General features: G+C 70.5%; 18 protein-coding genes and 1 tRNA gene. 11 read left to right on the plus strand and 8 right to left on the minus strand.

Translation table 11 applies throughout. The annotated features are described in order from the left end of the window. Positions 1-7: 7 nt before the first annotated feature. From ACIA8K_RS11865 to ACIA8K_RS11880, 4 genes are all read right to left on the minus strand, one after another. Positions 8-880, minus strand: a complete 873-nt coding sequence (locus tag ACIA8K_RS11865) for a carbohydrate ABC transporter permease (RefSeq protein WP_396057727.1) — start codon at positions 878-880, stop codon at positions 8-10. Beyond that, positions 877-1,866: a carbohydrate ABC transporter permease gene (locus ACIA8K_RS11870; RefSeq protein WP_396057729.1), complete on the minus strand. Its 990-nt coding sequence runs from the start codon at positions 1,864-1,866 to the stop codon at positions 877-879. Before ACIA8K_RS11870 ends, ACIA8K_RS11865 begins: the two co-directional genes overlap by 4 nt. Positions 1,867-1,878: 12 nt before the next feature. Then, positions 1,879-3,159, minus strand: coding sequence for an ABC transporter substrate-binding protein (locus ACIA8K_RS11875; protein ID WP_396057731.1), 1,281 nt, complete (start codon positions 3,157-3,159; stop codon positions 1,879-1,881). Between the two features lie 91 nt (positions 3,160-3,250). Further along, positions 3,251-4,336, minus strand: coding sequence for a LacI family DNA-binding transcriptional regulator (locus tag ACIA8K_RS11880; RefSeq protein WP_396057733.1), 1,086 nt, complete (start codon positions 4,334-4,336; stop codon positions 3,251-3,253). Between the two features lie 290 nt (positions 4,337-4,626). Between ACIA8K_RS11880 and uxaC the strand changes: the two genes are divergently transcribed. The 6 genes from uxaC to ACIA8K_RS11910 all read left to right on the plus strand — a co-directional run bounded on the left by uxaC (position 4,627) and on the right by ACIA8K_RS11910 (position 12,633). Beyond that, the gene (uxaC, locus tag ACIA8K_RS11885; RefSeq protein ID WP_396057735.1) at positions 4,627-6,042 is read left to right on the plus strand and encodes a glucuronate isomerase; all 1,416 of its coding nucleotides are present in this window, start codon (positions 4,627-4,629) and stop codon (positions 6,040-6,042) included. Next, positions 6,039-7,352, plus strand: a complete 1,314-nt coding sequence (locus ACIA8K_RS11890) for an enolase C-terminal domain-like protein (protein ID WP_396057737.1) — start codon at positions 6,039-6,041, stop codon at positions 7,350-7,352. The genes uxaC and ACIA8K_RS11890 overlap by 4 nt, the downstream gene beginning before the upstream one ends. Next, positions 7,349-8,842, plus strand: a complete 1,494-nt coding sequence (locus ACIA8K_RS11895) for a mannitol dehydrogenase family protein (RefSeq protein WP_396057739.1) — start codon at positions 7,349-7,351, stop codon at positions 8,840-8,842. The genes ACIA8K_RS11890 and ACIA8K_RS11895 overlap by 4 nt, the downstream gene beginning before the upstream one ends. Further along, a complete protein-coding gene (locus ACIA8K_RS11900) occupies positions 8,839-9,987 on the plus strand; it encodes a Gfo/Idh/MocA family protein (protein ID WP_396057741.1) in 1,149 nt (382 codons plus the stop codon). The genes ACIA8K_RS11895 and ACIA8K_RS11900 overlap by 4 nt, the downstream gene beginning before the upstream one ends. Before the next feature lie 181 nt (positions 9,988-10,168). After that, positions 10,169-11,491 (plus strand): polysaccharide lyase family 1 protein, encoded by a 1,323-nt coding sequence (locus ACIA8K_RS11905; RefSeq protein WP_396057743.1) that lies wholly within the window; start codon positions 10,169-10,171, stop codon positions 11,489-11,491. Positions 11,492-11,559: 68 nt separating this feature from the next. Next, positions 11,560-12,633 (plus strand): polysaccharide lyase family 1 protein, encoded by a 1,074-nt coding sequence (locus ACIA8K_RS11910; protein WP_396057745.1) that lies wholly within the window; start codon positions 11,560-11,562, stop codon positions 12,631-12,633. Positions 12,634-12,921: 288 nt separating this feature from the next. Here ACIA8K_RS11910 and ACIA8K_RS11915 read toward each other — a convergent pair whose 3' ends face one another. Then, a complete protein-coding gene (locus ACIA8K_RS11915; protein WP_396057747.1) occupies positions 12,922-14,010 on the minus strand; it encodes an ABC transporter ATP-binding protein in 1,089 nt (362 codons plus the stop codon). Between the two features lie 295 nt (positions 14,011-14,305). On the opposite strand from ACIA8K_RS11915, the gene ACIA8K_RS11920 reads away from it, so the two are divergent. After that, a tRNA-Thr gene (locus tag ACIA8K_RS11920) sits at positions 14,306-14,379 on the plus strand. Positions 14,380-14,421: 42 nt separating this feature from the next. Here ACIA8K_RS11920 and ACIA8K_RS11925 read toward each other — a convergent pair. Further along, positions 14,422-14,892 carry an MSMEG_6728 family protein gene (locus ACIA8K_RS11925; RefSeq protein ID WP_396057749.1) on the minus strand — a complete coding sequence of 157 codons (471 nt, stop codon included), beginning with the start codon at positions 14,890-14,892 and terminating at the stop codon, positions 14,422-14,424. A gap of 79 nt (positions 14,893-14,971) precedes the next feature. Between ACIA8K_RS11925 and ACIA8K_RS11930 the strand changes: the two genes are divergently transcribed. Both ACIA8K_RS11930 and ACIA8K_RS11935 read left to right on the plus strand, forming a co-directional pair. Then, the gene (locus tag ACIA8K_RS11930) at positions 14,972-15,970 is read left to right on the plus strand and encodes a sensor histidine kinase (RefSeq protein ID WP_396057751.1); all 999 of its coding nucleotides are present in this window, start codon (positions 14,972-14,974) and stop codon (positions 15,968-15,970) included. A 67-nt stretch (positions 15,971-16,037) separates the two neighbouring features. After that, positions 16,038-19,253 carry a S8 family serine peptidase gene (locus ACIA8K_RS11935; RefSeq protein ID WP_396057754.1) on the plus strand — a complete coding sequence of 1,072 codons (3,216 nt, stop codon included), beginning with the start codon at positions 16,038-16,040 and terminating at the stop codon, positions 19,251-19,253. Positions 19,254-19,317: 64 nt separating this feature from the next. On the opposite strand, the gene ACIA8K_RS11940 is transcribed toward ACIA8K_RS11935, so the two are convergent. Next, the gene (locus ACIA8K_RS11940) at positions 19,318-21,144 is read right to left on the minus strand and encodes a hypothetical protein (protein WP_396057756.1); all 1,827 of its coding nucleotides are present in this window, start codon (positions 21,142-21,144) and stop codon (positions 19,318-19,320) included. A 151-nt stretch (positions 21,145-21,295) separates the two neighbouring features. Between ACIA8K_RS11940 and ACIA8K_RS11945 the strand changes: the two genes are divergently transcribed. Next, complete coding sequence (locus tag ACIA8K_RS11945) at positions 21,296-23,077, plus strand: potassium channel family protein (RefSeq protein WP_396057758.1); 1,782 nt, start codon at positions 21,296-21,298, stop codon at positions 23,075-23,077. 11 nt (positions 23,078-23,088) lie between these two features. On the opposite strand, the gene ACIA8K_RS11950 is transcribed toward ACIA8K_RS11945, so the two are convergent. Next, on the minus strand, positions 23,089-24,306 hold the full coding sequence (locus ACIA8K_RS11950; protein WP_396057760.1) for a DUF4032 domain-containing protein: 1,218 nt from the start codon (positions 24,304-24,306) through the stop codon (positions 23,089-23,091). Positions 24,307-24,462: 156 nt separating this feature from the next. On the opposite strand from ACIA8K_RS11950, the gene ACIA8K_RS11955 reads away from it, so the two are divergent. Further along, positions 24,463-25,902 carry a trypsin-like serine peptidase gene (locus tag ACIA8K_RS11955; RefSeq protein WP_396057762.1) on the plus strand — a complete coding sequence of 480 codons (1,440 nt, stop codon included), beginning with the start codon at positions 24,463-24,465 and terminating at the stop codon, positions 25,900-25,902. Positions 25,903-25,907 lie beyond the last annotated feature (5 nt).

The raw sequence follows: 25,907 nt of genomic DNA on the forward strand, positions 1-25,907 counted from the left end.
GGTGGGCCTAACCCTTCAGGCCGCTGGTGTTGATGCCCTCGACAAGCATCCGCTGGAAGGCGACGAAGAAGAGGAACACCGGCAGCAGCGAGAGCACCGACATGGCGAACATCGCGCCGAGCGAGCTCTGCCCGGTCGAGTCGATGAACAGGCGCAACGCGATCGGGACCGTGTAGTCCTCGAGGTCGTTCAGGTAGACCAGCTGGGTGAAGAAGTCGTTCCAGGTCCAGATGAACGAGAAGATCGCGGTGGTGACAAGCGCGGGCCTGCTCAGCGGCAGGATCACGTGCCAGAAGACGCCGTACGGTGAGCAGCCGTCGATGGTGGCCGCCTCGTCCAGGTCGCGCGGGATGCCCCGCATGAACTGGACCATGAGGAAGACGAAGAACGCCTCGGTGGCCAGCGCCTTCGGCACGATAAGCGGCAGCAGCGGGGTGTCGATCCAGCCCAGCGTGTTGAACACGATGTACTGCGGGATAATCAGCACGTCGCCGGGGAGCAGCAGCGTGCCGATCATGATGGCGAACCAGAGCCCGCGCCCCCGGAATCGCAGGCGGGCGAACGCGTAGGCCGCGATCAGGCAGGACACCCCGTTGGCGACCACTGTGAGCAGCGCGATCACGGTGCTGTTGATGAAGAACCGGGTGAAGCTGACGTCGAAGCTGTTCCAGCCCGCGGCGTAGTGCGAGAGCGTGAACTCGGTCGGCAGCACGTTGATGTTGCTGGCGATCTCCGCGTCCGACTTGAACGACGAGCCGATTACCCAGGCCAGTGGGTAGAGCACGAGCAGCAGGCCGGCGATCAGCACGATCAGCCGGACGGCCTGGCCCGCGCTGAACCTGTTCTTCCGGACGGCGACATGCCGTGCCACTGCGGTCATCGGTCTTCCCCGTCGGCGTAGTGCACCCAGAACCGGCCGGTGCTGAACAGAACGATTGTCAGGATGCCGATCGCCAGCAGGAACACCCAGGCGAGCGCGGACGCGTACCCCATGTCGAACTCGGTGAAGCCGCGCTTGTAGAGGTAGAGCGTGTAGAGCAGCGTCGAGTCGACGGGACCGCCGTTGCCGTTGCTGATCACGAACGCGGACGTGAAGCTCTGGAACCCGCGGATCGTCTCCAGCACCAGGTTGAAGAAGATGACAGGGGAGAGCATCGGCATGGTGACGTGCCAGAACTGCCGCGCCGGGCTGGCACCGTCGACGGACGCGGCCTCGTAGAGCTCGACCGGCACCTGCTTGAGCCCGGCCAGGAAGATCACCATGGGCGCGCCGAACTGCCAGATGCCCAGGATGATCAGCGTGCCGAGCGCGTAGTCCGGATCGTTGACCCAGGCCTTGCCGGTGATGCCGAAGAAGCGCAGGAACTCGTTTACCGCGCCGTCCCCGGCGAACAGCGCGCTCCACACCAGGGCCAGCGCCACGCTGCCGCCGAGAAGTGACGGCAGGTAGAACAGGCCGCGGAACAGCCCGACGCCACGCCAGGCGCGGTTGAGCAGCAACGCCACCGCGAGTGCGGCCGCGAGCTTGAGCGGCACCATCACCAGCGCGTAGACAAGCGTGACGGTGATCGCCCGGTAGAACGACGGGTCGTTCGTGAACATGGTGACGTAGTTCTCGAGCCCGATCCACTCGACGTCGTCCCAGGTGGAGAAGACCGAGTAGTCGGTGAAGCTGAGGTAGAGCGACAGCAGCATCGGGATGGCGGTGATGCCCATCAGGCCGAGCAGCCAGGGCGACAGGAATACGTACCCGGCCAGGCCCTCCCGATTTCGCCCGGTACCGGACCCCCGCCGCTTGCGCGCGGCGGGGGAGCGGCGACCGGGCTGCTCGGGGACGACCGGGGCGGATGCCGTGGTCAGTGCCACGAGCGAGCCTCCTTATGCCAGCTTGCTCTGGGCCTGGGACATGAAGTCCTGTGCGGCCTGGGCCGGCGTGGCCTTGCCGTACTGGACGGTCTCCGCGATCGTCACGAGCAGCGTGCGGACCGCGGCGTGTCCCTTCGGCGGCGGCGTCGGGGCCGCACCGAACTTGGGCGTGATCTCGGTTTCGAAGGCGAGCGACGCCTTCTGGTTCGCGTCCGTGAGCGTCGCCTCCACCTGCGGGCGCAGGTCCAGGTTCGGCGTGATGCCGCGCTCGATGCCGAGCGTCTTCGCGGCCTCGGCGTCGTTCACGAAGTAGCTGATCACGTCCGCGACCACGTCCGGGTGCTTGGTCTTGGCCGAGCCGGACCAGTACATCGAGGCGCGTGCCCACTGCCCCTTCGGGTCGCCCGGGTACGCCATCAGGCCGAGCTGGTCCTTGGTGTTCTTGGACAGCGCGGCGAGCTGGTTCGACCAGACCCAGCTGGTGGCGGCCTTGCCGGTCACCACGAGCTGCTTGGCCGCGTCCGAGCTGTTGCCCTCGTGGATCACGTCCGCGGTCGGGGTGGCGCCGGAGTCACGCGCGCCCTTCCACAGCTCGAACCACTTCGTCAGGTCCTCGGCGGTGAAACCGAGCTCCTTGCCGTTGTAGAACTCCTTGCCCTGCTGGCGCAGCCAGACCCAGAGCGCCTTGTAGTCCGCACTCGGGTCCATCGTGCCGGGCAGCGCGCCGCCGGACTTCTTGCTCACGTCGTTGGCCCAGGCGATGAACGCCTCCCAGGTGATGCCTGTGGTCGGCTCCGTGACGCCAAGCTCCTGGAGCTTGGTCTTGTTGTAGATCAGGCCGGGTGTGTTCTCCGCGAGCGCGACGCCGGCCTGCTTCTCCTCGACCACGCCGTACTTGGCGAGGCTCTCCGGGAACTTGGACAGGTCCAGGGACTTGTCCTCCACATAGGGCGTCAGGTCCAGCGTGACCTTCCGCTCCGCCAGCTCGGAGAGCATGTTGTCGTCGAGCTGGAAGATGTCCGGCGCGTTCCCGCCTGCCGCCTGGGTGGAGAGCTTGTCCAGGTAGCCCTGGTTGCCCTGGAAGGTGGTCACGAACGTCACGTTCGGGTGGGCGGTGTGGTAGGCGTCGAGCACCTTCTTGGTGGTCTCGGCGCGTGAGTCGTCACCCCACCAGAAGACGCTGAGCTCGACCGGCTCGTTCGGATCGGTGCCGCTGCCGGAGTCGTCGCCACCGCAGGCGGCAGCGCCGAAGATCAGCGGAAGTGCGACAGCGGTCGCGGCGAGGCCGCGCATAAGACGACCAAATTTGAGGGTACGGTGAGTGCGCGCGGGCAGCGCGGACTCCGGATGTGTGGCGGGGTGCATCTTGCGCTCACTCCTTGGGCTAGGAGGCGACAACTTCCGGGATCGGCGCGACCGCGCCGCCCGGGTCCGCAGTGCCATGCGGACCCGGGCCCGTGGAGTCGCGTATGACCAACTGGGTCTGCAGCGTTACCTGGGCGGTGGTGCGGCGGTCGTCGACGGGAACGGTCCCGGTGGCGCCGCGTCCGACGCGACCCGGCCAGGAGCCGTCCTGTTGCAGGAGCATGTCGACGGCCGCCCGTCCGGCGGCCCCCGCGGGGGTGGCCACCGTCGTCAATTTGGGCCGGGTCAGCCGGCTGAGCGTGATGTCGTCGATGCCGACGACGCTCACCTCGGCCGGGACCGCGATGCCGAGCGAGTCGAGCCCTTCCATGAGGCCGATCGCCATCAGGTCGTTGTAGGCGAGCACGGCTGTCACCTCGGCGCGCCGCACCTGCTCCGCCATGGTCTGGCCGCCGCGCTCGGTCGGCGGGTTGGGCCCGAGCACTGTCAGCTCGGCGTTTCCGGTGCGGGCCGCGGTGGTGGCGGACCGGCGGATCTCGCGGCTGGTCCAGGAGCCGCGCGGGCCGGAGAGCAGCGCCAGGTCGCGGTGGCCGAGTGAGATCAGGTGCTCGATCGCGAGCCGCGCGCCCTGGCCGACGTCCATCACCACCGAGGGCAGGCCGGTCACCTGCCGGTTGATGACGACAAGCGGGACCTCGCGGGACAGCTGCTCGATGAGGCTGTTGCTCATCCGCGGGCTGCACAGCAGGATGCCGTCCACCTGCTTGGCGAGCGCGTGGACCAGCTCCTCCTCGGCGGCCGGATCCTCATTCGTGTCGGCGACGAAGATGTGGTAATCGCGCTGCCGGGCCTGGCTTTCCGCGGCCTTGATCAGCGGGGGGAAGAACGGGTTCGCGATGTCCGCGACGATCAGGCCCATGTTGTGCGTGCGGCCGGTGATCAGCGCCCGGGCCGCCCGGTTGGGCCGGTAGCCGAGCGTCTCCGCGCATGCGAGCACGCGACTGCGGGTGTCCGGGTTGACCAGGTGCGGTGCCGAGAAGGTCCGCGAGACGGTGGAGATGTGCACCCCCGAGGCCCGGGCAACGTCTCGGATCGTGGCTGGCACGCGGCCCCCTTCGCGGTGGTCGATGTTGTGGTCGGCGTCACGTAGTTGGCCAATTAATGCAAACGGTTGTGCTCATGTCAATGGATGTTTGTTGCGGAAACATTGCGGAAGCGCTCCCAGGAGAACCGATTTGCCGGGCAAATAGGGCAAAGTAGCCCGCTTTGTGTTCGGCCGTTGACGGACTGCTACCCCTCATGGTTTCTTCGCTGCAAACCTTTGCAGTTATCGGCAGCGATGTAACGACCGACCGCGCACCCCCGACCCGAGTGAACCAACCTTCTAGGAGCCTCGTGTCCGACCTCCTCCTCCCCGCCGAGCCCACCCAGCGCGGGATCGCCCGCGAGCTGTACGCGCTAGCGGCCGAACAACCGATCATCTCGCCGCACGGCCACGTGGATCCCGGCCTGCTCGCGGACGACTCGCCGTTCCCGGACCCGGCCCGGCTGATCATCGTGCCCGACCACTACGTCACCCGGATGCTGCTCAGCCAGGGCATCGCGCCTGCCGAGCTTGGCGTGCCCACGCGCGACGGCACCGCGTCCGAGCAGGACGGGCGGACGATCTGGCGGCGGTTCGCGGCACAGTGGCACCTCTTTCGCGGGACGCCGTCGCGGTTTTGGCTGGAGCAGACGTTCGCGACCGTGTTCGGCGTGACGGACCGGTTCGGCCCGGAGACCGCGGACTCGGTCTACGACCAGATCTCCGCGAAGCTGGCCACGCCGCAGTTCCGGCCGCGCGCGCTGTTCGAGCGGTTCAACATCGAGGTGATGGCCACCACGGAGTCGCCGCTCGACGACCTGTCCCGGCACGCGAAGCTCGCGGACGACGGCTGGGGCGGCCCCGGCGGCCGGGTTATCACCACGTTCCGGCCGGACAACGTGGTGGACATGGAGTTCGAGGACTGGGCCGGGAGCGTGGCCCGGCTGGGCGAGATCACAGGTGAGGACACCGGGACGTACCGCGGCTACCTCCGTGCGCTGGAGGCCCGGCGCCGGGACTTCATCGCGGCCGGCGCGACAAGTACCGACCACGGGCATCTCACCGCGCGCACGCTTCTGCTGACCCCCGCCGAGGCCGGCGCACTCTTCGACAAGGGCCTGGCCGGGACCGCGAGCGCCGAGGACGCGGAGGCGTTCCGCGCACACATGCTCGTCGAGATGGCGCGGATGTCCATCGAGGACGGCCTGGTCATGCAGCTGCACCCCGGCGCGTTCCGCAACCACAACCGGTGGCTGTACGACAAGCACGGCCGGGACGTGGGCGGCGACGTCCCGCACGCGGTCGAGTTCGTGCACGGGCTGAAGCCGCTGCTTGACGCGTACGGCAACGACCCGCGCCTGCGCCTGGTCCTCTTCACGCTCGACGAGGACGTGTTCACCAGGGAACTGGCCCCGCTGGCCGGCGGCTACGCGGCGCTCTACCTCGGCGCGCCCTGGTGGTTCCTGGACTCGCCCGAGGTGATGCGCCGGTTCCGGGAGGCGGTCACCGAGACGGCAGGCTTCTACAACACCGCCGGTTTCGTGGACGACACGCGCGCGTTCTGCTCGATCCCGGTCCGGCACGACGTGGCCCGCCGGATCGACGCCGGATACCTGGCCAGGCTCGTCGCCGAGCACCGGCTGCCGCTCGACGAGGCGGCCGAGACGATCGTCGACCTGGCCTACCGGCTGCCCAAGAAGATCTTCAAAATCGGAGAGAAACTGTGACCACAATTCTCGCGGTCGAGGTGCACGACGTGCGGTTCCCCACGTCGGACTCGGCGGACGGCTCCGACGCGATCAACCGCGGCGACTACTCGGCGACCTATGTGGAGCTGCGGACGGACACGCCGCACATCGGGGCCGGCTTCACGTTCACAAACGGCCGGGGCAACGAGATCACGGTCGCGGCAGTGAAGGCGCTGTCCCGGCACGTCACAGGCAAGACGCTCGAGGAGATCGTCGCGGAGCCGGTCGCGTTCTGGCGGTCGCTCTCCGCCGACGCGCAGCTGCGCTGGCTCGGCCCGGAGAAGGGCGTCATCCACATGGCGACAGGCGCGCTTGTCAACGCGGTCTGGGACCTGCGGGCCAAGATCGAGAACAAGCCGCTGTGGCGCCTGCTCGCGGAGATGCCGACCGGCGAGCTGGTCCGGTCGATCGACTTCCACCACATCGTGGACGCGATCACGCCCGACGAGGCGGCCGCGATCCTGGACAAGGGCCGGGAAGGGCTGGACGAGCGGCTGGCGTCGATCGCCGCGGACGGGTTCCCGTCGTACACCACCTCGGTCGGCTGGCTCGGCTACCCGGACGACAAGGTGCGCGCGCTCAGCCGGGCCGCCTTCGAGGAGGGCTGGCGCGCGGTCAAGATGAAGGTCGGCGGCCCGATCGAGGACGACGTACGCCGCGCCCGGATCATCCGCGAGGAGGTCGGGACCGAAACCCGGCTGATGATGGACGCGAACCAGGTCTGGGACGTCGACGAGGCGATCGAGAACATGGCGCGGCTTGCCGAGTTCGACCCGTACTGGATCGAGGAGCCGACGCACGCGGACGACATCCTCGGGCACGCGCGCATCCAGCGGGCGGTCGCGCCGATCCGGGTCGCGACAGGCGAGGTCGCGGCGAACCGGGTCATCTTCAAGCAGCTGCTGCAGGCCGAGGCGATCGGCGTCATGCAGATCGACGCGTGCCGGGTCGGCGGCGTCAACGAGGTGCTCTCCGAGATCCTGATGGCCGCGAAGTTCGGCGTGCCGGTCTGCCCACACGCGGGCGGCGTCGGCCTCTGCGAGTACGTGCAGCACCTGGCGATCTTCGACTTCCTGCGGGTCAGCGCGTCGCTCGACGGCCGGATGGTGGAGTACGTCGACCACCTGCACGAGCACTTCGTCGACCCGGTGACCACGCGCGAGGGGAAGTACCTGCTCCCCGAGCAGCCCGGATACAGCGCCTCGATGAAGCCGGAGTCGGTCGCGGACTACAGCTTCCCGGACGGGCCGATCTGGAGCGCCCGCCTCGCGGACGGGGTGGACGCATGACAAGCACCGTCAGCACCACGCGGCTCGGGCTGAACGCGATCTCCTCGCTGCCGATCGAGAGCCGCCCGCTGGTCCGGCCGGACGAGATCCGGCCCGGCATCGTGCACCTCGGGCTCGGCGCGTTCCACCGGGCCCACCAGGCGGTCTACACCGAGGAGGCGATCTCGGCGGCCGGCGGCGACTGGGGAATCATCGGCGTCGCACCGCGCAGCACCGGCGTCTTCGACCGGCTCCGAGCGCAGGACAACCTGTTCAGCGTGACCACGCTCGGCGCGCACACGTCCCGTACCCGCGTGGTCGGCTCGTTGTCGGGTGTCAGGCATGCGGCGAGTGACCCGGCCGCGATCGTGGCGCTGCTTGCCGACCCCGCGATCCGGGTGGTGACGCTTACCGTGACGGAGAAGGCGTACCAGCTGGATCCGGTCACCGGCGAGCTGCTCGCGGACGAGGCGGTCGCGGCGGACCTGACCACTGACCGGCCGCCGCTAACCGTGCCCGGCCTGCTCATCCGTGGGCTGCTGGCGCGCGCGGCGGCGGACGCGGGACCGCTCACGCTGCTGAGCTGCGACAACCTGCCGTCGAACGGGCGGCGCACGCACGGTCTGGTCGGCGCGGGCCTGGCGTTCGGCGGTTTCACAGGTGCCGAGGCCGACTGGATCCACCACAACGTCACGTTCCCGAACTCGATGGTGGACCGGATCGTGCCGGCCGCCACGCCGGAGACACTTGCCGCGGCGGCGCGCGCGCTCGGTGTGGAGGACCAGGCGGCGATCGCGGCCGAGCCGTACAACCAGTGGGTCATCGAGGACCGGTTCCCGGGCGGGCGGCCGGCCTGGGAGCAGGCCGGGGCGATCATGACGGACGACGCCGGGCAGTGGGAGCGGCTGAAGCTGCGCACGCTCAACGGCGTCCACTCCGCGCTCGCTTACCTCGGCGCGCTGGCCGGGAAGGAGACGATCGCGGACGCGCTGGCTCTGCCGGGCATGGAGGGCACGCTTCGCAAACTCATCGCTGAGGACATCGCGGAGAGCTTCGAGCCGCCGGCCGGTGTCTCGATCATCGGGTACGGCGACGACGTGCTCGCCCGGTTCGCCAACCCGGTGATCCTCTACCGGACGCATCAGGTCGCGATGGATGGCACCCAGAAACTGCCGCAGCGCCTCCTGCACACGATCCTCGACAGGCGTGCGGCGAAGGCCGAGGCGCGCTGGGCGACGCTTGCGGTGGCCGCCTGGATGCGGTTCGTGCAGGGCACGGCGGACGACGGCACCGCGCTGCCGCTCAACGACCCGCTTGCGGACCGGATCCGGGCCGCGCTCGCGGACACGCCGTCCACGCCGTCCGCGGTGGTCGGCGCGCTGCTGCGGATCGACTCGGTGTTCCCGGCCGCGCTTGTCGCGGACGACGAGGTGCGCGCGTCGATCACCGCCTGGCTTGACGACCTGACCCGGCACGGCGTGGCGGCCACCATCGAGGCGGCGGGGCGGTGAAACGCGTCGCGCTGATCGGGGCGAGCGGGCACGGGATCTCGCACCGCCGCAACCTCGCCCGGCTGGCCCGCGCCGGCCGGATCGAGATCGCGGCGTTCGCGGACCCGCGCCCGCCGGAGCCACAGCCGGACGCACCGATCGACGCCACCACCCGGATCTTCACCGACCATGCGGAGATGCTGCGCGAGGTGCGCCCGGACGTGGTGGTGATCTGCACGCCGCCGCACACGCACCTGGAGATCGCCACCGACGCGCTCGAGTCCGGCGCGGACGTGCTGCTGGAGAAGCCGCCGCTGATCTCGACGGCCGAGCACCGCGCGTTGAGCGGGGTGGTGACGCGTACCGGCCGGGCGCTGCAGATCGGTTTTCAGGCGCTCGGCTCCGCGGCGCTTGCCGAACTGCGGCGGGCGATCGCGGACGGCCGGCTCGGGGAGATCACCGCGATCGCCGCGGTCGCGTCCTGGCGGCGGCCGGACGGGTACTACAAGCGGACCCCGTGGGCCGGTCGGCGCACAGTGAACGGCCGCCCGACGCTTGACGGCGCGATCGCGAACCCGCAGGCGCACGCGCTGATGCAGGCGCTGGCGCTGGCCCCCGACCCGGACCCGGTCATGGTGGAGCTGGAGCGGTACCGGACCCGGCCGATCGAGGTGGACGACACCGCGAGCCTGCGCGTGACGTTCGCGGGCGGGCCGCCGGTGGTGATGGCCGTGACGCTCTGCGGTGAGGACTTCATCGCGGGCGAGGTGATCGTCCACGGCACGCGCGGGCGGGCCGTCCTTGAGTATCCGACCGACCGGCTGCTGCTCCCCGGCGACGACATGCCCCGGCACGTGCCCGGACGTCGTGACCTGCTGGAGAACCTGCTCGACGACCCGGAGCACCTGATCGTGCCGCTGTCGCGCACCGCGCCGTTCACCGCGGTGCTGGAGGTGGTCGCGGCCGCGCCGGTGCCGTACGCGATCGACGCCGCGCTTGTCGACCCGGTGGGCACGCCGCCGGACCGGATGAACGTGATCCGCGGCGTCAACGCGGCGCTGCGGGCCGCGGCCGACCGGCCGGGGCTGCTCTCCGAGGTGGGCGTCGAATGGGCGCGGCCACCGCTGACCGCCGGCCTGCAAACGGGAGGACACCCGGTCCGGTAAAGAACGGACTGAGCCGTCCTCAATCCGGCGAATGCTCGCCGGGTGATGCGCCCTGCCGATTTCCGGTGCAACATTCCTGCATATCGACGTTATTGACTCTCTTCCACGTGGATACCTACGTTGAGCCTAGATGTTTCGCGTTAGTTAAACGCATCCGTGTGGCGCTCATGTGGAGAGATCAATGACGAGACGCACCACCACCGCAGCGGCGGTCGCCGGGCTCCTTCTGGTGTCGCTGCCGTCGACCGCCCAGGCCGCAGAAGGCCGTGCTGACCTTGGACGGCAGACCCTCCCGGCGAATGACGGCTGGGCCGCTTCCGGGCCCGGGACCACCGGCGGCAGCGCGGCAGACGACGCGCACGTGTTCACTGTGGACAGCCGGGCCGGACTGGTCGCGGCGCTCGGCGGAAACAATGCGACGAACAAGACGAACGCCATTCCGAAAATCATCTACGTGGACGGCGACATCGACGGTTTCGAGGCGGACGACGGCACGCTGCTCGAATGCGCCGATCTGGCCGATCCGGCATATTCGCTCGACGCATTCCTGACCGCCTACGCCCCGGCCACCTGGGGGTACGTCAACCCGTCCGGCGCGCTAGAGTCGGCCCGGGCGCGCTCGGTCACCCGGCAGACCGCGCAGACCCAGATCAACATCGGGCCGAACACCACGATCGTGGGCCGGCCGGGTGCCACGGTGAGCGGCCTGACGCTGATGGTGGACGGCGCCAGCAACACCATCATCCGGAACCTGACGATCACGGACGCGCGGGACTGCTTCCCGGCCTGGTCGCCCACTGACGGCGCGCTCGGCAACTGGAACTCGAACTACGACCTGATCTCCGTGCGGCGCAGCGAGAACGTGTGGGTCGACCACAACACGTTCTCCGACGGCGACAACCTCGACACGGACCAGCCGATCCACTCCGGGCGGCCGTACCAGGTGCACGACGGCGCGCTTGACATCACGCACACGTCCAGCCTGGTCACCGCGTCCTGGAACAGGTTCACCGAGCACGACAAGACCATGCTGATCGGCTCGTCGAACACGGTCGGGCCGGACGTCGGGCGGCTCAAGGTGACGATCCACAACAACCTGTTCGACGGCAGCATCCAGCGCCTGCCGCGGGTGCGGTTCGGCCAGGTCGACGTCTACAACAACTACTACCGGTCGTCAGGTGAGACGTTCGACTACGCGTGGGGCGTCGGCGTGCAGTCCGCGATCTACGCGGAGAACAACTACTTCCGGCTCTACGACGACCTCCGGCCGGACGCGATCATCCACGACTGGGGCGGCACGGCGATCACCGAGATCGGCACCGTGACGCGTACCGGGAACCGTGCCGAGGTCGCCACGAGCGCGCTCGACGCCTACAACGCTACGCACGACCCCGACCTGGGCTCGGACGCCGGCTGGACGCCCGTGCTGCGGGCCGGCCCGGTGCTGCCCGCCACGGATGTCCCGGGCGTCGTCGGCTCCTACGCCGGCGCCGGGAGGATCTAGCGCCCGGTCGCCCCGCGGCTCCACGGGGCGACCGGGCATCACACCCCTCCGGAAGGAGAACCGCCACCATGCGACGTGTCGTCCCCACGATCGCCCTAGCCGCGGCCGGACTGCTCTACGCGGCCTCGTCCACAAGCGCCGCCACCCTGCTCACCGACACCTTCGAGGACGGTAACTCGGACCCGACGCCGACGCTGCCGCCCACCGAGCCGCCGATCGACCCGGGCGCGCCTCCGGCCGGGTTCGCCTCGGTCAACGCGCTCGGCCAGAACGGGACCACGGGCGGCGCGGGCGGCCCCACGGTCACGGTGAGCACCGCGGCCTCGTTCCTGACCGCGATCGCGACGCCCGGGCCGCTCAACATCCGGGTCAGCGGCGTGCTGACGCTGCCCGGCCCGATGCACGACGTGACGAGCGACAAGACGATCGTCGGCGTGGGTGCGGCGTCCGGGCTTACCGGCGGCGGGCTCAACATCGGCCTGCCGGTCTCGGCCGCGACCTCACCGCCGGCTGATGCGGTGCACAACGTCATCGTCCGGAACCTGAACTTCACCGGCACGCCTGACGACGCGATAAATGTGCAGATGTTCTCGCACCACGTGTGGCTCGACCACAACGATCTGTCCGACGGCTACGACGGCCTGATCGACATCAAGCGCGGCTCGTCATACATCACGGTCTCCTGGAACCACACGCACGACCACACGAAGAACATGCTGCTCGGGCACGACGACAGCAACGGCGCGCAGGACACCGGCTGGTTGAAGGTGACATATCACCACAACTGGTTCGACCGCACGCCGCAGCGCAACCCACGCGTCCGCTTCGGCGAGCCGGTGCAAGTGGTCAACAACTACTTCGTCTACAACACGGACGTCGGCGTGGCCTGTCAGGTGAACGCCGGCTGCGTGATCGAGGGCAACTACTTCGAGGACGTCGAGGAGCCGGCCAGCAACAGCTACGCCGGGCCGAACGGCCGGTGCGTGGCCCGCAACAACGTCTTCGCCGGCGAGTCCGGCACACCGGTCTGCAGCGGCACCGTCCAGGAGCCGAGCACGTACTACAGCTACACCGTCGAGGACCCGAACGGCATCAAGGCCGCGGTCACCGCCGGCGCCGGCACCGGAAAGATCAATATCTAGCGGGGGTACGCGTACCCGCGGCCGCGACGTGGCCCGGCGGCCGGCAGAACCGTGCGGGCCACCGGCCCCCGGCGGTGGGCAGACACCCCGGGGGCCGAAGACCTCGAGCCGGGTGGGGGCGGTGCCGCCACACCACCGCCCTCACCCCCGTTTTCGTCCGTGCGACAGCGGATCCGGCGGCCCGCGGGAGCATGCGGGTCCCGGCTCCGGCGGGTGTGGGTATATCCGGAAATGCCGTGAGGGCGGCTCCCCGTCGGGGAAGCCGCCCTCACGTGTGCGTGCGAAAGATCAGATGCGGTCGTTCGTGGACGCGTTGAACAGGTGGATCTTGTCGGGGCGCGGCTTCACGTAGATCGTCTCGCCCATGTTGGGCATGTGACGGCGGTCGGTGCGGACCACGAAGCGCTCGGAGGCGCCGCCGATGGTCGCGTGACCGTAGACGTTCGCGTCGGAGCCGAGGTCCTCGACCAGCTCGACCACGATCGGCAGGCCACCCTCGCTGGCGGCGACGATGTCGGTGTCCTCCGGGCGGAAGCCGACGGTGACCTTGTCGCTGCCGCCGGTGCGCGCCGCCTCGATCTGCTCGCGGGTCAGCGGGAGCACGATGCCGGCGAAGTCGGCGCCGCCGTCGACAAGCGTGACGGTCTTGAGGTTCATGGCGGGGGAGCCCATGAAGCCGGCGACGAAGACGTTCTTCGGGGTGTCGTAGAGCGCGCGGGGCGTGTCGACCTGCTGCAGGTTGCCGTCAAGCATGACCGCGACCCGGTGACCCATGGTCATGGCCTCGACCTGGTCGTGGGTGACGTAGACGGTGGTGATGCCGAGCTTCGCCTGGAGGCTGGCGATCTGCGAACGGGTCTGGACGCGGAGCTTGGCGTCAAGGTTCGACAGGGGCTCGTCCATGAGGAAGACCTGCGGCTCACGCACGATGGCGCGGCCCATGGCGACACGCTGGCGCTGACCACCGGAGAGCGCCTTCGGCTTGCGGGAGAGGTACTCCTCGAGCTGCAGCAGGCCGGCGGCCTCCTTGACGCGACGGTCGATCTCCGCCTTGGAGGTCTTGCGCAGCTTGAGCGCGAAGGCCATGTTCTCGTACACCGACATGTGCGGGTAGAGCGCGTAGTTCTGGAAGACCATCGCGATGTCGCGTGCCTTCGGCGGGAGGTGCGTGACGTCGCGGCCGTCGATCAGGATCTGACCGCCGTCGACGTCCTCCAGGCCGGCGAGCATGCGCAGCGAGGTGGACTTTCCGCAGCCGGACGGGCCGACGAGAACGAGGAACTCGCCGTCGGCGATGTCGAGCTGGAGCTCGTTGACCGCGGGGCGCTCCTGGCCTGGGTAGACGCGGGACGCCTTCGCATAGGTAACGGTAGCCATGGTGAGGCCGCTTCCTTTCACCGGCAGGAACGTGCCGGACGATCCGAGTGAAGAGGAGCAGGCCGATGTCTCCACCGACCCTTTGGATGATCTCCGATGTGCCTGGCGGCGCGCCGGATGTCACCCGTGTCACGCCACCGTAAACGCGTTCGTGACCGCTGCCAAGAGCCGGCCGGCCGTTCCGCCACGAAACTCTCCGGACAAAAACGGATGATTGGTACGGGCGGCGGTGAAAGCTATGCGGTGGCACTCCGAACACACGCGACGCAGTGGTTATGCTGACGGGGCACGCCCCGCCTCCTTAGCTCAGCTGGCCAGAGCACTCGCCTTGTAAGCGAGTGGTCGTCGGTTCGAATCCGACAGGAGGCTCACTTCATCCCGTGGCTGGTCGGAGCGGCTTTTTGGAGCGCTCTAGGCCGGCACCGGCCAGACGTACGGCAGGTCCGCCGGGATGTCGCCGAAGACCGGACCGTAGAAGTCCGGGTCCTTGGCCAGCAGTGAGGACCGGTGGCTGAGGTGGAACTCCTCGTTCCCGAGCCACGGTGGCACCGCGATGATCCGCTCCAACTGCTGCTGTGTGCGGATCGTCACGTTCTCTGCCGACTCCCCGCGGTAGGCGGCGTAGTCCTCGATCAGCGTGGCCGCGACCGTGTCCGCGAAGCCGCGCTCCTCCCAGACCGCGCACATGTCGAGGCCGTAGCGGACCAGCGCCTCCGGGTAGCCGTGCCACATCTTGACGGCAGGATGGTTGCGCCAGCCGTACTTGACCCGGGTGAGCCCACGCAGAACCTGGAGCGTCTCCGCGCGCTGTTTGCCCAGACGCTTGTCGTCGAGCACGCGCGCGCTCTCCAGAAAACTGGCATAAGGCAGGAATGTCTGCATCACGCAAGGATTACCCACTGGGCGAGCGGTCATTCCCCCGACCGGTAAGAATGAGCGCTTGCCTCGGAAGGTAGGGATCATGCGCTGGATGCCGGTCGCGGTGGCGCTACTGCTCACGGCGGTGCTCGCGGTCGCGCGATCCGGCCTGTGGCAGGGCGTCCTGATCGTGGCGCTCGGCACCGCGGTGGCCTGGCTGGCGCCGGCCACGGCCGAGGGCCGCCGGTCCGCGCGCGAGTTCCGCAGGCTGACCACCGAGGTCCGCCGGCAGCAGTTGGTCACGGAGCAGCGGCGGCAGGAGGCGGAGGAGCGCCGGCACGAGGCGGAGGATGCGCGCGCCGAGGCGGAGGCCGCACGCGAGCAGGCCGAGGCGGAACGGCGCGAGGCGGACGCGGCGCGGGAGGCCGCCGACGAGCGCGCGATGATCGGCCCGGAGATGCACGACCTGGTCAGCCATGCGATCGGCGTGATCGTGGTGCTGGCCGAGGGCGGCACGGCCGCGGCCGAGAGCCGGCCGCAGGCGGCGGCGCGCGCGTTCGACACGATCGCCGGCACCGGGCGGCGCACGCTCGCGGAGCTGGGCGACATGCTCAGCGTGCTCCGCAACGACATCGAACCGGGCCGGCGCGCGGTTCCCGGCCTCGCCGAACTTCCGGAGCTGGTGCGGATAATGCGCGCGGCCGGGATGGCGCTGACCATGGTCGCGCCGGAGAACGTGCGGCTCGGCCGCCGGGAGGGCCTCGCGGTCTACCGCGTGGTGCAGGAGTCGCTGACGAACGCGCTCAACCACGCGCCCGGGCAGCCGGTCGAGGTGCGGCTGACGGTCGAGGAGTCGCGGCTGGTCGCGACCGTGAGTAATCCGGTGCCGCCGCGACGCGGACCCGAGCCGCCGGCCGGCCACGGCGTGCGGGGCATGCGCGAGCGGGCGGCGAGTGTGCGCGGCGAGCTTTCCGCGGCCGAGGACGACGGGCGCTGGCAGGTGAGGCTTTCGGTGCGGGTCGAGAAGGCGCCGGTGAAGCAGGCCGCCAAACCAAGGAAAACGGACAAGAACGGCAGCAAGGGTACGGGCCGGAAGCGCTGACATATCGCACGCGTTAAGTCTCGCCATCAATCGGACATATGCCTATAAAGACTTATAACCTGCCTCTGTGCTGCGCAAACTCCTCACCACACTGCTGGTCACCGGCCTGACCGGGGCGGTGCTGCCGGCGCCGGCGCTCGCCGCGCCGACCACGTGGAAGCCCAAGTCCTCATCCGCCACCGCGCTCGGCGCCGACGACGCCAGACGGCTTGCCGACGCCCGTGCGAGTGGCCGGGAGACCGTGCTCGTCCTGGTCGCCACCGGCCCGGGTGCCGCCACCGCGGTCGCAGGTCATCTCGTGCGCCTCGGCGGCTCCGTCTCCCGCGTCGTCGACCGGCTCGGATACGTGCTCGCCCGCATGCCCACCGGCGCGGTCCTGGCCGCGGCCCGGCTGGACGGCGTCGAAGCGCTCGACCTCGACTCCGCCGTGCGGCGTCCCGACCCGGCCGAAGGGCTTGACGGCGGCGGTGCGGTCGCGCGCGGCTCCTACGCCGGGCCGGGACCTGACACGCCGGCGGACAACCCGTACCTGCCGACCGGGGAGACCGGCGCTGTCGACTTCGTCGCGAAGCACCAGGCGTACGACGGGCGCGGCATCACCATCGGGATCATGGACTCCGGCGTGGACCTCGACCATCCCGCGCTGCAGAAGACCACCACCGGCGAGCGCAAGATCGTGGACTCGTTCACCGCCACCGACCCGCTCGAGGACGCCACCTGGCTGCGGATGAACACCACCGTGACCGGCCCGGCGTTCACCGGCGGCATGTCCGGCTTCACGGCGCCGCCCGGGAAGTACGCGTTCAGCTGGTTCTACGAGGACATCACCAAGGCCAGCGAGCCCGCCGGTGACGTCAACCGCGACGGCGACACCACCGACGCGTTCGGCGTGCTCTACGACCCGGAGTCGCACGACGTCCGGGTGGACGTCGACCAGGACAAGAGCTTCACCGACGAGGCAGTCCTCCGGCCGTACCGCGAGAAGTACGACATCGGCCATTTCGGGGTGGACGATCCGAAGACCGAGGTGATCGACCGGATGGCGTTCGTCGTGGAGTACCGCGAGGACGTGGCGGTCGACAGGACCACGTCCGACTACGTCAACATCGGCATCCTGGAGAGCCAGCACGGCACCCACGTCGCGGGCATCGCGGCCGGCAACAACCTGCTCGGCAACGCCGCGTTCGACGGCGCCGCGCCCGGTGCGAAGATCGTCTCCGGGCGGGCCTGCACCTGGGGCGGCTCCTGCACGTACGCGGCGCTCACCGACGGCATCGTGGACATGGTCGTCAACCGGCACGTCGACATCATCAACATGTCAATCGGCGGCCTCGGCGCGCTCAACGACGGCCGCAACGCCTGGGTGCTGCTCTACGACCGGCTGATCCGCGACTACGGCGTGCAGATGTTCATCTCGGCGGGCAACTCCGGGCCGGGCCTGAACACGACCGGCGACCCGTCCACCGCGGGCGAGGTCGTCTCGGTCGGCTCCACGATCAGCCGCGAGACCTGGGCCGCCGACTACGGGTCGACGGTCACGGCCGCGTACTCGATGCACCCGTTCTCCTCACGGGGCCCCCGGGAGGACGGCGGGCTCAAGCCGGACCTGGTCGCGCCCGGCGCCGCGATCTCAAGCGTGCCGACGTGGCAGTCCGGAACGCCTGTGACGCAGACCGGATACACGCTGCCGGCCGGGTACGCGATGCTGCAGGGCACGTCGATGGCGTCCCCGCAGGCGACCGGCGCGGCCACGCTGCTGCTCTCCGCGGCCCGCGCGCAGGACCGGGGCATCACGCCGGCCCAGCTGCGGCGGGCGCTCTACACCTCGGCGAAACACCTGCCGGGTGCGAAGACCGTCGCCCAGGGGTACGGCCTGATCGACGTACCGGCGGCCTGGAAGCTGTTGTCCAAGAACCTGGAGACGCGCGACTACACGGCCGTCGCGCCGGTGTGCACCGCGCTGTCCGACCTGATCGGCTCCGGTGACGTGCCATCACCCGGCCAGGGCGCCGGCATCTACAACCGCTGCCCCGCCGCGGAGGGCGGGCAGAAGCCGGGCGAGTGGAAGCCGTACCAGGTCGTCCTCACCCGCAACTCCGGGCCCGCGCGCGGCGTCGTGCACCGGCTCGGCTGGATCGGCAACGACGGCACGTTCGAGGCAGGCCGGACCGTGACGCTGCCGCTGCGCAAACCGGTCACCATCACCGTCGGCGCCCGGCCCGGCGCGGGCGTGCACAGCGCGATCCTGACCGTCGACGACCCGGCCACCCCGATCGTCGACTTCGAGGTGTTCAGCACCGTCATCGTGGCCGCGCCGGTCACCGCACCCGAGCACGCGTTCACGGCGGCCGGGCGGATCGACCGGAACGCGTCCCGGTCCTACTTCGTCGAGGTGCCGGACGGGGCCGAGGCGCTGCAGGTGAACCTGTCCGGGCTGGCCGCGGGCTCGCAGACGCGGTTCGTCGCCATCGACCCGTACGGCGTGCCCGCCGACCCGACCGCCACCACCGGCTGCTACCCGAACTACGAGCCGGTCTCGCCGTGCGCCGGCATCGAACGTGACTACCGCAAGCCGCTCTCCGGCATCTGGGAGATCGAGGTCGAGGCACGGCGGACGACACCGATGCTTGCCAACCCGTACTCGATCACGGCCGCGGTCCAGGGCGTCGAGGTGCTGCCCGCGGAGACGACCCTCGCAGCCGTCGGCGTCGGCGTGGCGAAACCGCTCAGCTGGGATCTGAAGAACCGCTTCGGCCCGGTCAGGGTGGCGGCGCAGGGCGGCCCGCTGGGCAGCCTCGCGTCCCGCCGGCCGACGCTGAAGAACGGCGAGTCCGCCGAGTACACGCTTACCGTGCCGTCCGGCGCCAAACGCCTGGACGTATCGATCGGCGGCACCAGCGACACCAGCGCCGACCTGGACCTGTTCCTCTACCGGGAGAAGGAGACCACCCCGCTGGTCACCTCGGCGGACGGCGGCTCGGAGGAGAAGATCTCGATCGCCTCACCCGAGGCCGGGACGTACCGCGTGGTGGTCGAGGCCTACTCGGTCCCGGCGGGCACGACGGCCTTCGACTACCGCGACGCCTACTACTCGCCCGCGCTCGGCTCGCTGGCCGTCACCGGCGACCCGGTCCGCCTCGACGGAAACGGCACCACAAAGGTCAAGGGCTCGCTGACAGTCGCCTCCGCGCTCACCGGCGACCGCTCGCTCACCGGCGAAATGTCCGTGATCACCGACATGGGCGCGGTGATCGGCACCGCCACCGTCCTCATCACCCCCTGAAAACCCCACAACAAGAAAGGCCCGCCTCCCGGGTACGACCGGGAGGCGGGCCTTCTCACCTTCGTCAGGCGTAGTCGGGGTCGACGCCGACGACCCGCCGATCATCGGGCCGGTCCACGGGCCGTTCCCGGATCGTCGACGGGCTCGGGGACTCGGCCGGGTGCGCATCAACCGCCCGCGGAGTCTCCGCTTGTGCCGCCGCGGCCGGGTTCGCGCGCGACGCCCTCGGCGGGGCCGCCTGCGTTGCCTTGGGCGGGGCCGCCCGTGTTGCCTTGGGCGGGGTCGCCCGTGTTCCCTTGGGCGGGAGCGCCTGCGTTGCCTTGGGCGGGGGCGCCTGCGTTGCCTTGGGCGTGGTTGTCCCTGTCGCCTTGGGCGGGACCGCCTGTGTCGCTCGCGCTGGCGCAGCGTGCAGGGCCTGCGCCGGGGCCGCCTGGGACGCCCGGTCGGAGATACCGCGGGAAGGCCGGCCGAAGCCCTGGTCGGAGTCCGGCGTCACGACGATCGCGCCGTCATCGGAGGGGGAGACGGCGGCCCACGTGTTGGCCGGGTGACCGGCGAGGGTGCCGCCACCGCGACCCGGATCGGTCGCCGGGCCGTGCTTCGGCGTGTCATCGGCGCGGTGGGCACCGGCGCCACGTGGCGAGGTCTGAGCGGGAAGCGTGCCCGGCTGGGCCCGGTGACGCCCGGGGCCTGCCGTCGTGGTGGGACGGTCGGCGGCCTGACCGGGGCGTTTGCCCGCGGCGTGCGTGTTGTGCGGCTGTTCGGCGTCCGCCCGGGTGGTCGTGGGTCGTCCGCCGGTAGGCCGGGTGGCCGCTGGCCGTTCGCCCCCGCGCGTGGCGATGGGCCGTTCGGCCCCGCGGCCCGCGCTTGTGGGCTGGCCGGTAAGCGTGGAGAGCATGGTGAAGCCGGGCAGTGCGGTGAGGCCGCGGGCCGGGGACTCGGACTGCCGACTCTGGCCGGTCAACGCGCCGAGCAGCCCACCGCCGCCGCCGGAGCCGCCGAAGAGTTCGGGCCGCTGGGCCGCGAGCGAGTTCCCGATCAGCGCGGGCATGTAGTCGCTGTCGATGCCGAGGAACTGCGCCGCCGGATTAGGGATCATGCCCACCGCCGAAGCGGGCTGATCATCCGGCGCATCCGCGACCGGCACATCCGCGCTGGACGCCGCGGCGGGCTGGCCTGCCGTTCCCGATACCGGCCCCCCTGCCAATTGCGAGGCCGGCCCGGTGGCCGGTGTGGAAGCGGACCCCGCGACCGGCCCGGTGGCCGGCATGGAAGCGGACCCGAGGAGCGGCCCGGAGGCCGGCGTGGAAATGGACCCGGAGACCGGGTCCGTCACCGGCTTGAGGACCGGCTTCGACGCGGTTGAGGCCGACGTGGACGCCGGTCTGGAGACCGGGCGTGGAGAGGGCTTGGAGCCGGGTCTGGCGGACGGCTTCCCGGATGGCTTCGACGCGGGTCGCTGCGCGGGATGCTGTCCCGCGGCGTTGTGCCCGCCACCGAAGAGCCCGGACAACCCGCCGCCGCCGAGCAGCCCGGCCGGGCCGTCGTCGTCGAAGAGGCCGTTCGAGGTGTTGCCGCCGCCCAGGAGCCCGGACGGCCCGTCCGCGCCGAAGAGCCCAGATCCGTCCGCGCCGAACAGCCCGCCGCCGGAGGGCCCGAACAGCCCGCCGCCGGCGGGTCCGAGCAGGTCGGCGCTGTTCGGGGACTTGGCGGAGCCGAGCAGGTCGGACAGGAGCGGGACGCCGCCGCCGTCCTGGAGGCCGGAGAGCGGCAGCAGGTCGTCGGCGGGGAGGTGGTCCGGGGCTGCGGCCTGGGCCTGGGTCGCGGTCAGCAGGAGAAAGCCGCCGGCGAGGCCTGCGGTGCCTACGGCGCGGGTCAGCCACTTGTTCATGGCGGGCGGTCCTTTCGGGGCGAGAGGGCTCTCCCGCCGTGTGCCGCGACGAAAGGGTCCATGTGCACGGGTCCTCAATAGCCAACGAACCACCCAGTACGGACGTTTCGCCCAAATTGGTCGGTTTGGACCTGCTGCCTATGATCCGGGAATGGCGAGTGTGGATCCTCCGCCCGCTGCCGGGCGCGGCCGGGCGCTCGCCCGGTGGTGGAACGGGCGGGGCAACGGCGACAGCACCGCGCCGCACTACGTGGTGTGCGGCCGGGATGTGCTGGCGCTCCGGCTGATCAACGAGCTGCTTGCGGCGCGGCCGGACGTGCGCGTCACCGCGCTGGTCCCGGACATCTCGGCGTTGCCGGAGCTGCTGACCATGCGGCGGGTACGCACGCTTGTCGCGGGCCGGCTGGACGAGACCGCGTTCGCCGGCGTCGACCTGGCCGACGCGGCCGCGCTCGCGCTCGTGCATCCGGACGACGTCGCGAACATCCACGCCGCCCTCTGCGCGCGCGAGGCCGCTCCAGGGATCCGGCTGGTGCTGCGCGTCTTCAACGGCCGGCTTGCGGCGAGCGTCGGCGAGGTCTTCGAGGACTGCGCGGTGCTGTCGGACGCGTCGATGGCCGCGCCCGCGTTCGTCGCGGCCGCGCTCGGCGAGCCCGACCCCACCCACTTCCGGCTGGCCGGCCGGACCATGTTCGTGGCGCGGCGGCACGACGTACCCCCGGAGACTGTTGTCTGTGGTCTTGCGGACGCGGCGGTGGGCGGTGAGCCGGACATTCTGCCGGAGGATCAGGCACGCGCGGAGATCGTGCTGGCCGAGGCGACCGGGCAACCGGCCGGGACCGTGGTGGCGGCGCGCCGGTTGCGGGCCCGGCGGCGCCGGCGGCGGCCGATGGCGGTGCTGCTGCGGGCCGGGCGCGCGCTTGTCGACCGCAAGATCGGCGTGGCGCTGCTCAGCGTGCTGGGGATAATCATGATCAGCGGCGGGCTGCAGACCAGGGAGTTCATGCGGGCCGGTGACCAGCATGTAAGCGTGTGGCGGGGGATCTACCAGACGCTTCTCACCACTGTCACCGGCGCGGATCCGGATCTGCGGGAGAACGGCGTCCTGCAGGCCACCGACCTGGTGCTGACGCTTGCCGGGCTGGCGCTGATCCCGCTGATCACGGCCGGGGTGGTCGGCGCGGTGGTGAACGCGCGGCTGGCGCTGGCCGCCGGCCGGCTCGCGCTTCCGCACAAGGACCACGTGGTGGTGGTCGGGCTCGGTACGGTCGGCGCGCGCGTGATGGCGCAGCTGCACGACCTGGGCGTGGACGTCGTCGCGGTGGACAAGGACCCGAACGCGCGCGGCGTGCCGCTCGCCCGGCGGCTCAACGTGCCGGTGATCACCGGGGATGCCGCGCGCGAGGAGACGTTGCAGGCCGCGCAGATCGGCAGCGCGCAGACGCTTGTCGTGGTCTCCACGGACGACGTGACGAACCTGCAGGCCGCGCTGAACGCGCGCGCGGTGAAACCGGACCTGCGTGTGGTGCTGCGACTGTTCGACGGCGACTTCGCCCGGCGGATCCAGCGCGCGTTCCAGATCACCATCTCGCGCAGCGTGTCCTACCTGGCGGCGCCCGCGTTCGCGGAGGCGATGATGGACCGCGAGGTGAAGGCCACCATCCCGGTCGCCCGGCACGTGCTGCTGGTCGCGGAGGTGGCGGTCACCGCGGGCGGCGGGCTGGTCGGCCGCACGCTTGACGCGGCGGAACGGCCCGGCGGAGCCAGGGTGATCGGGCTGGCCCGCGCCGGGAAGAACTGGGTGGACTGGCAGCCGCCGCGTGACCATCCGATCGGGCCCGGCGACCGGCTGGTCGTGGTGGCCCGCCGCCGGGGACTGCGCGAGCTGATCGCGGACGCGAACCCACCGGCCCCGGCACCCGAGCCGTTCTGACATCAGGCCGGTCAGGAGAGCAGCGCGTCCACCTCGACGCCGAGCACGGCCCGCTCGTCCGGCCGGTGCACAAGCACGTCGTTGAGGAACGACTGGACGGCCGGGGCCAGGCCCACGTCGCGGCCGGCCTCCTCGGAGAGCCGCCACCTGTGGTTGAGCACCTGGGAGAAGAGTTCGGTCGGCTCCAGCTTGCCACGCTGGTTCGGCGGGACCGCGCGGACGACCGGCTCGAAGACCTCGGTCAGCCAGCGGTGCGCGGCCTGCTGCTCGTCCGTGAGGTCGCTCTCCGCCCGGTACGTGTCCAGGTCGTTGAGCAGCTGCCGGGCCTGGTTCTCCTCCGCGTCCAGGCCGGTAAGGCGGAACAGCCGGCGCACGTGGTAGCCGGGGTCCACCACCTTCGGCCGGACCATGAACGACTGGCCGCTGTCCGAGACCGACATGGACACCTCGGCCACGTCGAAGCCGAGTTCGTTGAGGCGGCGGATCCGGCCCTCCATGTGGTGCCGGGAGTCCTGCTGCACCTCCTGCTCGTAGGTGACCTCGTGCCAGAGCCGCTCGTACCGCGCGAGGACCTCGTCGGCCATCTGCTCCGGGTCGATCGACTCGTGCAGCAGCCCGGCGGCCTGGAGGTCGAGCGCCTCGCCGAAGATGTTGGTCCGGGCCAGGTCGAGGTCCTCGTCGCGCTGGCCGTTGGAGAGCTTGGGCCGCAGCGCGCCGGTCTCCGCGTCCACCAGGTAGGCGGCGAACGAGCCCGCGTCCCGGCGGAACAGCGTGTTCGACAGCGAGCAGTCACCCCAGAAGAAACCGGTCAGGTGCATCCGGACCAGGAGCGCCGCCTGCGCGTCGAGCAGCCGGATCATGGTGTTCTCGCGAAGCGTGTGCGAGAACAGCGCGCGGTACGGCAGCGAGAACTGCAGGTGCCGGGTGACAAGCACGGTGTCAAGCGGTTCGCCGTCCGGCGCGTGCCGGTCGGTGACCACGGCGACGGCCTCCACGGAGGGGAAGCCGATCCGTTCCAGCGCGCGGAGCAGGTCGTACTCCTTCTCGGCGACGCGCTCGCCGGTCTCCTTGACCGCATAGACAGTGCCGGCCAGCTTGACGAATCGGACGATGTGCCGCGAGATGCCCTGTGGCAGCGCGACCAGGTGGTCGGCGGGCCACTGCTCCAGCGGTGTCGACCATGGGAGGTCGAGCAGCGCCGGGTCTACGAGGGCGGAGGTGATGCGCACGTACTAAGCATGCCGTTTTCCGCGGCGCGTCGCGGCTCATCGTGGCTCGTTACACAGTGACGAGATCTGCTCAAATGTCTGTTCTGACCATTCGTGTGTCGCGCATGAGACAGGCATGAACTGTGCAGACGATGACATAGCGGAAGCAGGAGCGGAATGCGGCGAAGGCTGAGTCTGGTCGTCGGGGCGGGTGCGGCGGTCGCGCTCGCCGGCGTCGGAGCGATCGGCTACCTCGGTGGCGGCCAGCGCGAGGCGCCGGGCGTGGCGGTCTGGAACGCGGCGGCGGAGCACTCACCCCGTACCCCCGAGGCCTCTGTGAACCCGCCCACCGCCTCGGCCGCGCCGCGGCCCGTGCCCACGACGGAGGCCGTGCCGACCCCACCGCCGGTGACCGGGCCGGGCCCGTCGCAGACCGGAGCGCCGCAGGACGGTGAGACCGCGGACGCGGGGCAGCCGATCGGCACGGTCGAGACTGTGGACCGGGCGCTCGGCTACGTCGACGACGCGGCGCGGCGCACCACGCTGCGCTTTCCCGGCGCCGAGTACGTGAAGGTGCACTTCAGCCGGATGACGCTGCTGCCCGGCGACTACCTCACGGTCTCCGACCCGGCCGGGCGGGAATCGCACAGGTACCAGGGCGTCACCCGCGACGCGGTCTCCGGGCTGACCCGAGCCGTGCTCAACCCGGACGAGCCGGCGGCGAGCGGCGCACGCTGGGCGATGTCCGTCTCCGGCGACACGGCGGTGGTCGAGCTGCACACCACGAGCGCGGACCCGCTCGGCCTGCACACCGCGTTCGGCGGGCTCGGCGTCGGCATCGACCGGGTGGCCCGCGGGTACACCCGGCCGGAGCGGGTCGAGGCCGCGCACGAGCTGGAGCGCGCCCGTGAGCTGGAGCCCGGACCGGCCGGGCCGGGGCGCGAGGAGAGCGTCTGCGGCGGCGACGAGAAGTCGGACGCGGCCTGTTACAAGTCCACCGACCCGATGGCGTACACCAGGTCGAAGGCGGTGGCCCGGCTGCTGATCAACGGCACCGAGCTGTGCACCGCGTGGCGGATCGGCGCGCAGAACCGGCTTGTCACAAACAACCACTGCTTCGCCACCTCGAAGGACGCGTACAACACCGAGGTCTGGTTCAACTACCAGTGCGCGAAGTGCGGCGGGTACGACGTCTACCAGTCGACGAAGGTCTGGGGCGACAAGGTGCTGGCCACGGACAAGACGCTCGACTTCACGCTGTTCACGGTGGAGAGCTTCGCCTCGGTCCAGAAGTTCGGCTTCCTGACGCTCGACACGGCACGGCCGACCGCGGGCACCCAGCTCTACATTCCGCAGCACCCGGCCGGCGACCCGACCGCGATCGCGATGAGCTCGGGCGAGCGCGGCAGCAACTGCGCGGTCGACAACCCGGGCTACACGGGGTACGCGGCCGCGAGCGACGTCTCCTACTTCTGCGACACCGAGGGCGGCTCGTCCGGCTCGCCGGTGCTCTCCCGGAAGACGAACAAGGTGGTGGCGCTGCACCACTTCGGCGGCTGCCCCAACTCGGGCGTGCGTGCGGACCTGCTCAACGCGCGGATCAAGTCGCTGATCTGAGCCCG

Origin of the sequence: Catenuloplanes sp. NPDC051500 (genome assembly GCF_044454585.1) — a bacterium.
GTDB lineage: Bacteria > Actinomycetota > Actinomycetes > Mycobacteriales > Micromonosporaceae > Catenuloplanes.

Coding starts and splice junctions, on each gene's coding strand:
- ACIA8K_RS11865 (WP_396057727.1), bottom strand. CDS start 880: ATGACCGCAGTGGCACGGCATGTCGCCGTCCGGAAGAACAGGTTCAGC.
- ACIA8K_RS11875 (WP_396057731.1), bottom strand. CDS start 3,159: ATGCGCGGCCTCGCCGCGACCGCTGTCGCACTTCCGCTGATCTTCGGC.
- ACIA8K_RS11895 (WP_396057739.1), top strand. CDS start 7,349: ATGACAAGCACCGTCAGCACCACGCGGCTCGGGCTGAACGCGATCTCC.
- ACIA8K_RS11905 (WP_396057743.1), top strand. CDS start 10,169: ATGACGAGACGCACCACCACCGCAGCGGCGGTCGCCGGGCTCCTTCTG.
- ACIA8K_RS11910 (WP_396057745.1), top strand. CDS start 11,560: ATGCGACGTGTCGTCCCCACGATCGCCCTAGCCGCGGCCGGACTGCTC.
- ACIA8K_RS11915 (WP_396057747.1), bottom strand. CDS start 14,010: ATGGCTACCGTTACCTATGCGAAGGCGTCCCGCGTCTACCCAGGCCAG.
- ACIA8K_RS11925 (WP_396057749.1), bottom strand. CDS start 14,892: ATGCAGACATTCCTGCCTTATGCCAGTTTTCTGGAGAGCGCGCGCGTG.
- ACIA8K_RS11930 (WP_396057751.1), top strand. CDS start 14,972: ATGCGCTGGATGCCGGTCGCGGTGGCGCTACTGCTCACGGCGGTGCTC.
- ACIA8K_RS11940 (WP_396057756.1), bottom strand. CDS start 21,144: ATGAACAAGTGGCTGACCCGCGCCGTAGGCACCGCAGGCCTCGCCGGC.
- ACIA8K_RS11945 (WP_396057758.1), top strand. CDS start 21,296: ATGGCGAGTGTGGATCCTCCGCCCGCTGCCGGGCGCGGCCGGGCGCTC.
- ACIA8K_RS11955 (WP_396057762.1), top strand. CDS start 24,463: ATGCGGCGAAGGCTGAGTCTGGTCGTCGGGGCGGGTGCGGCGGTCGCG.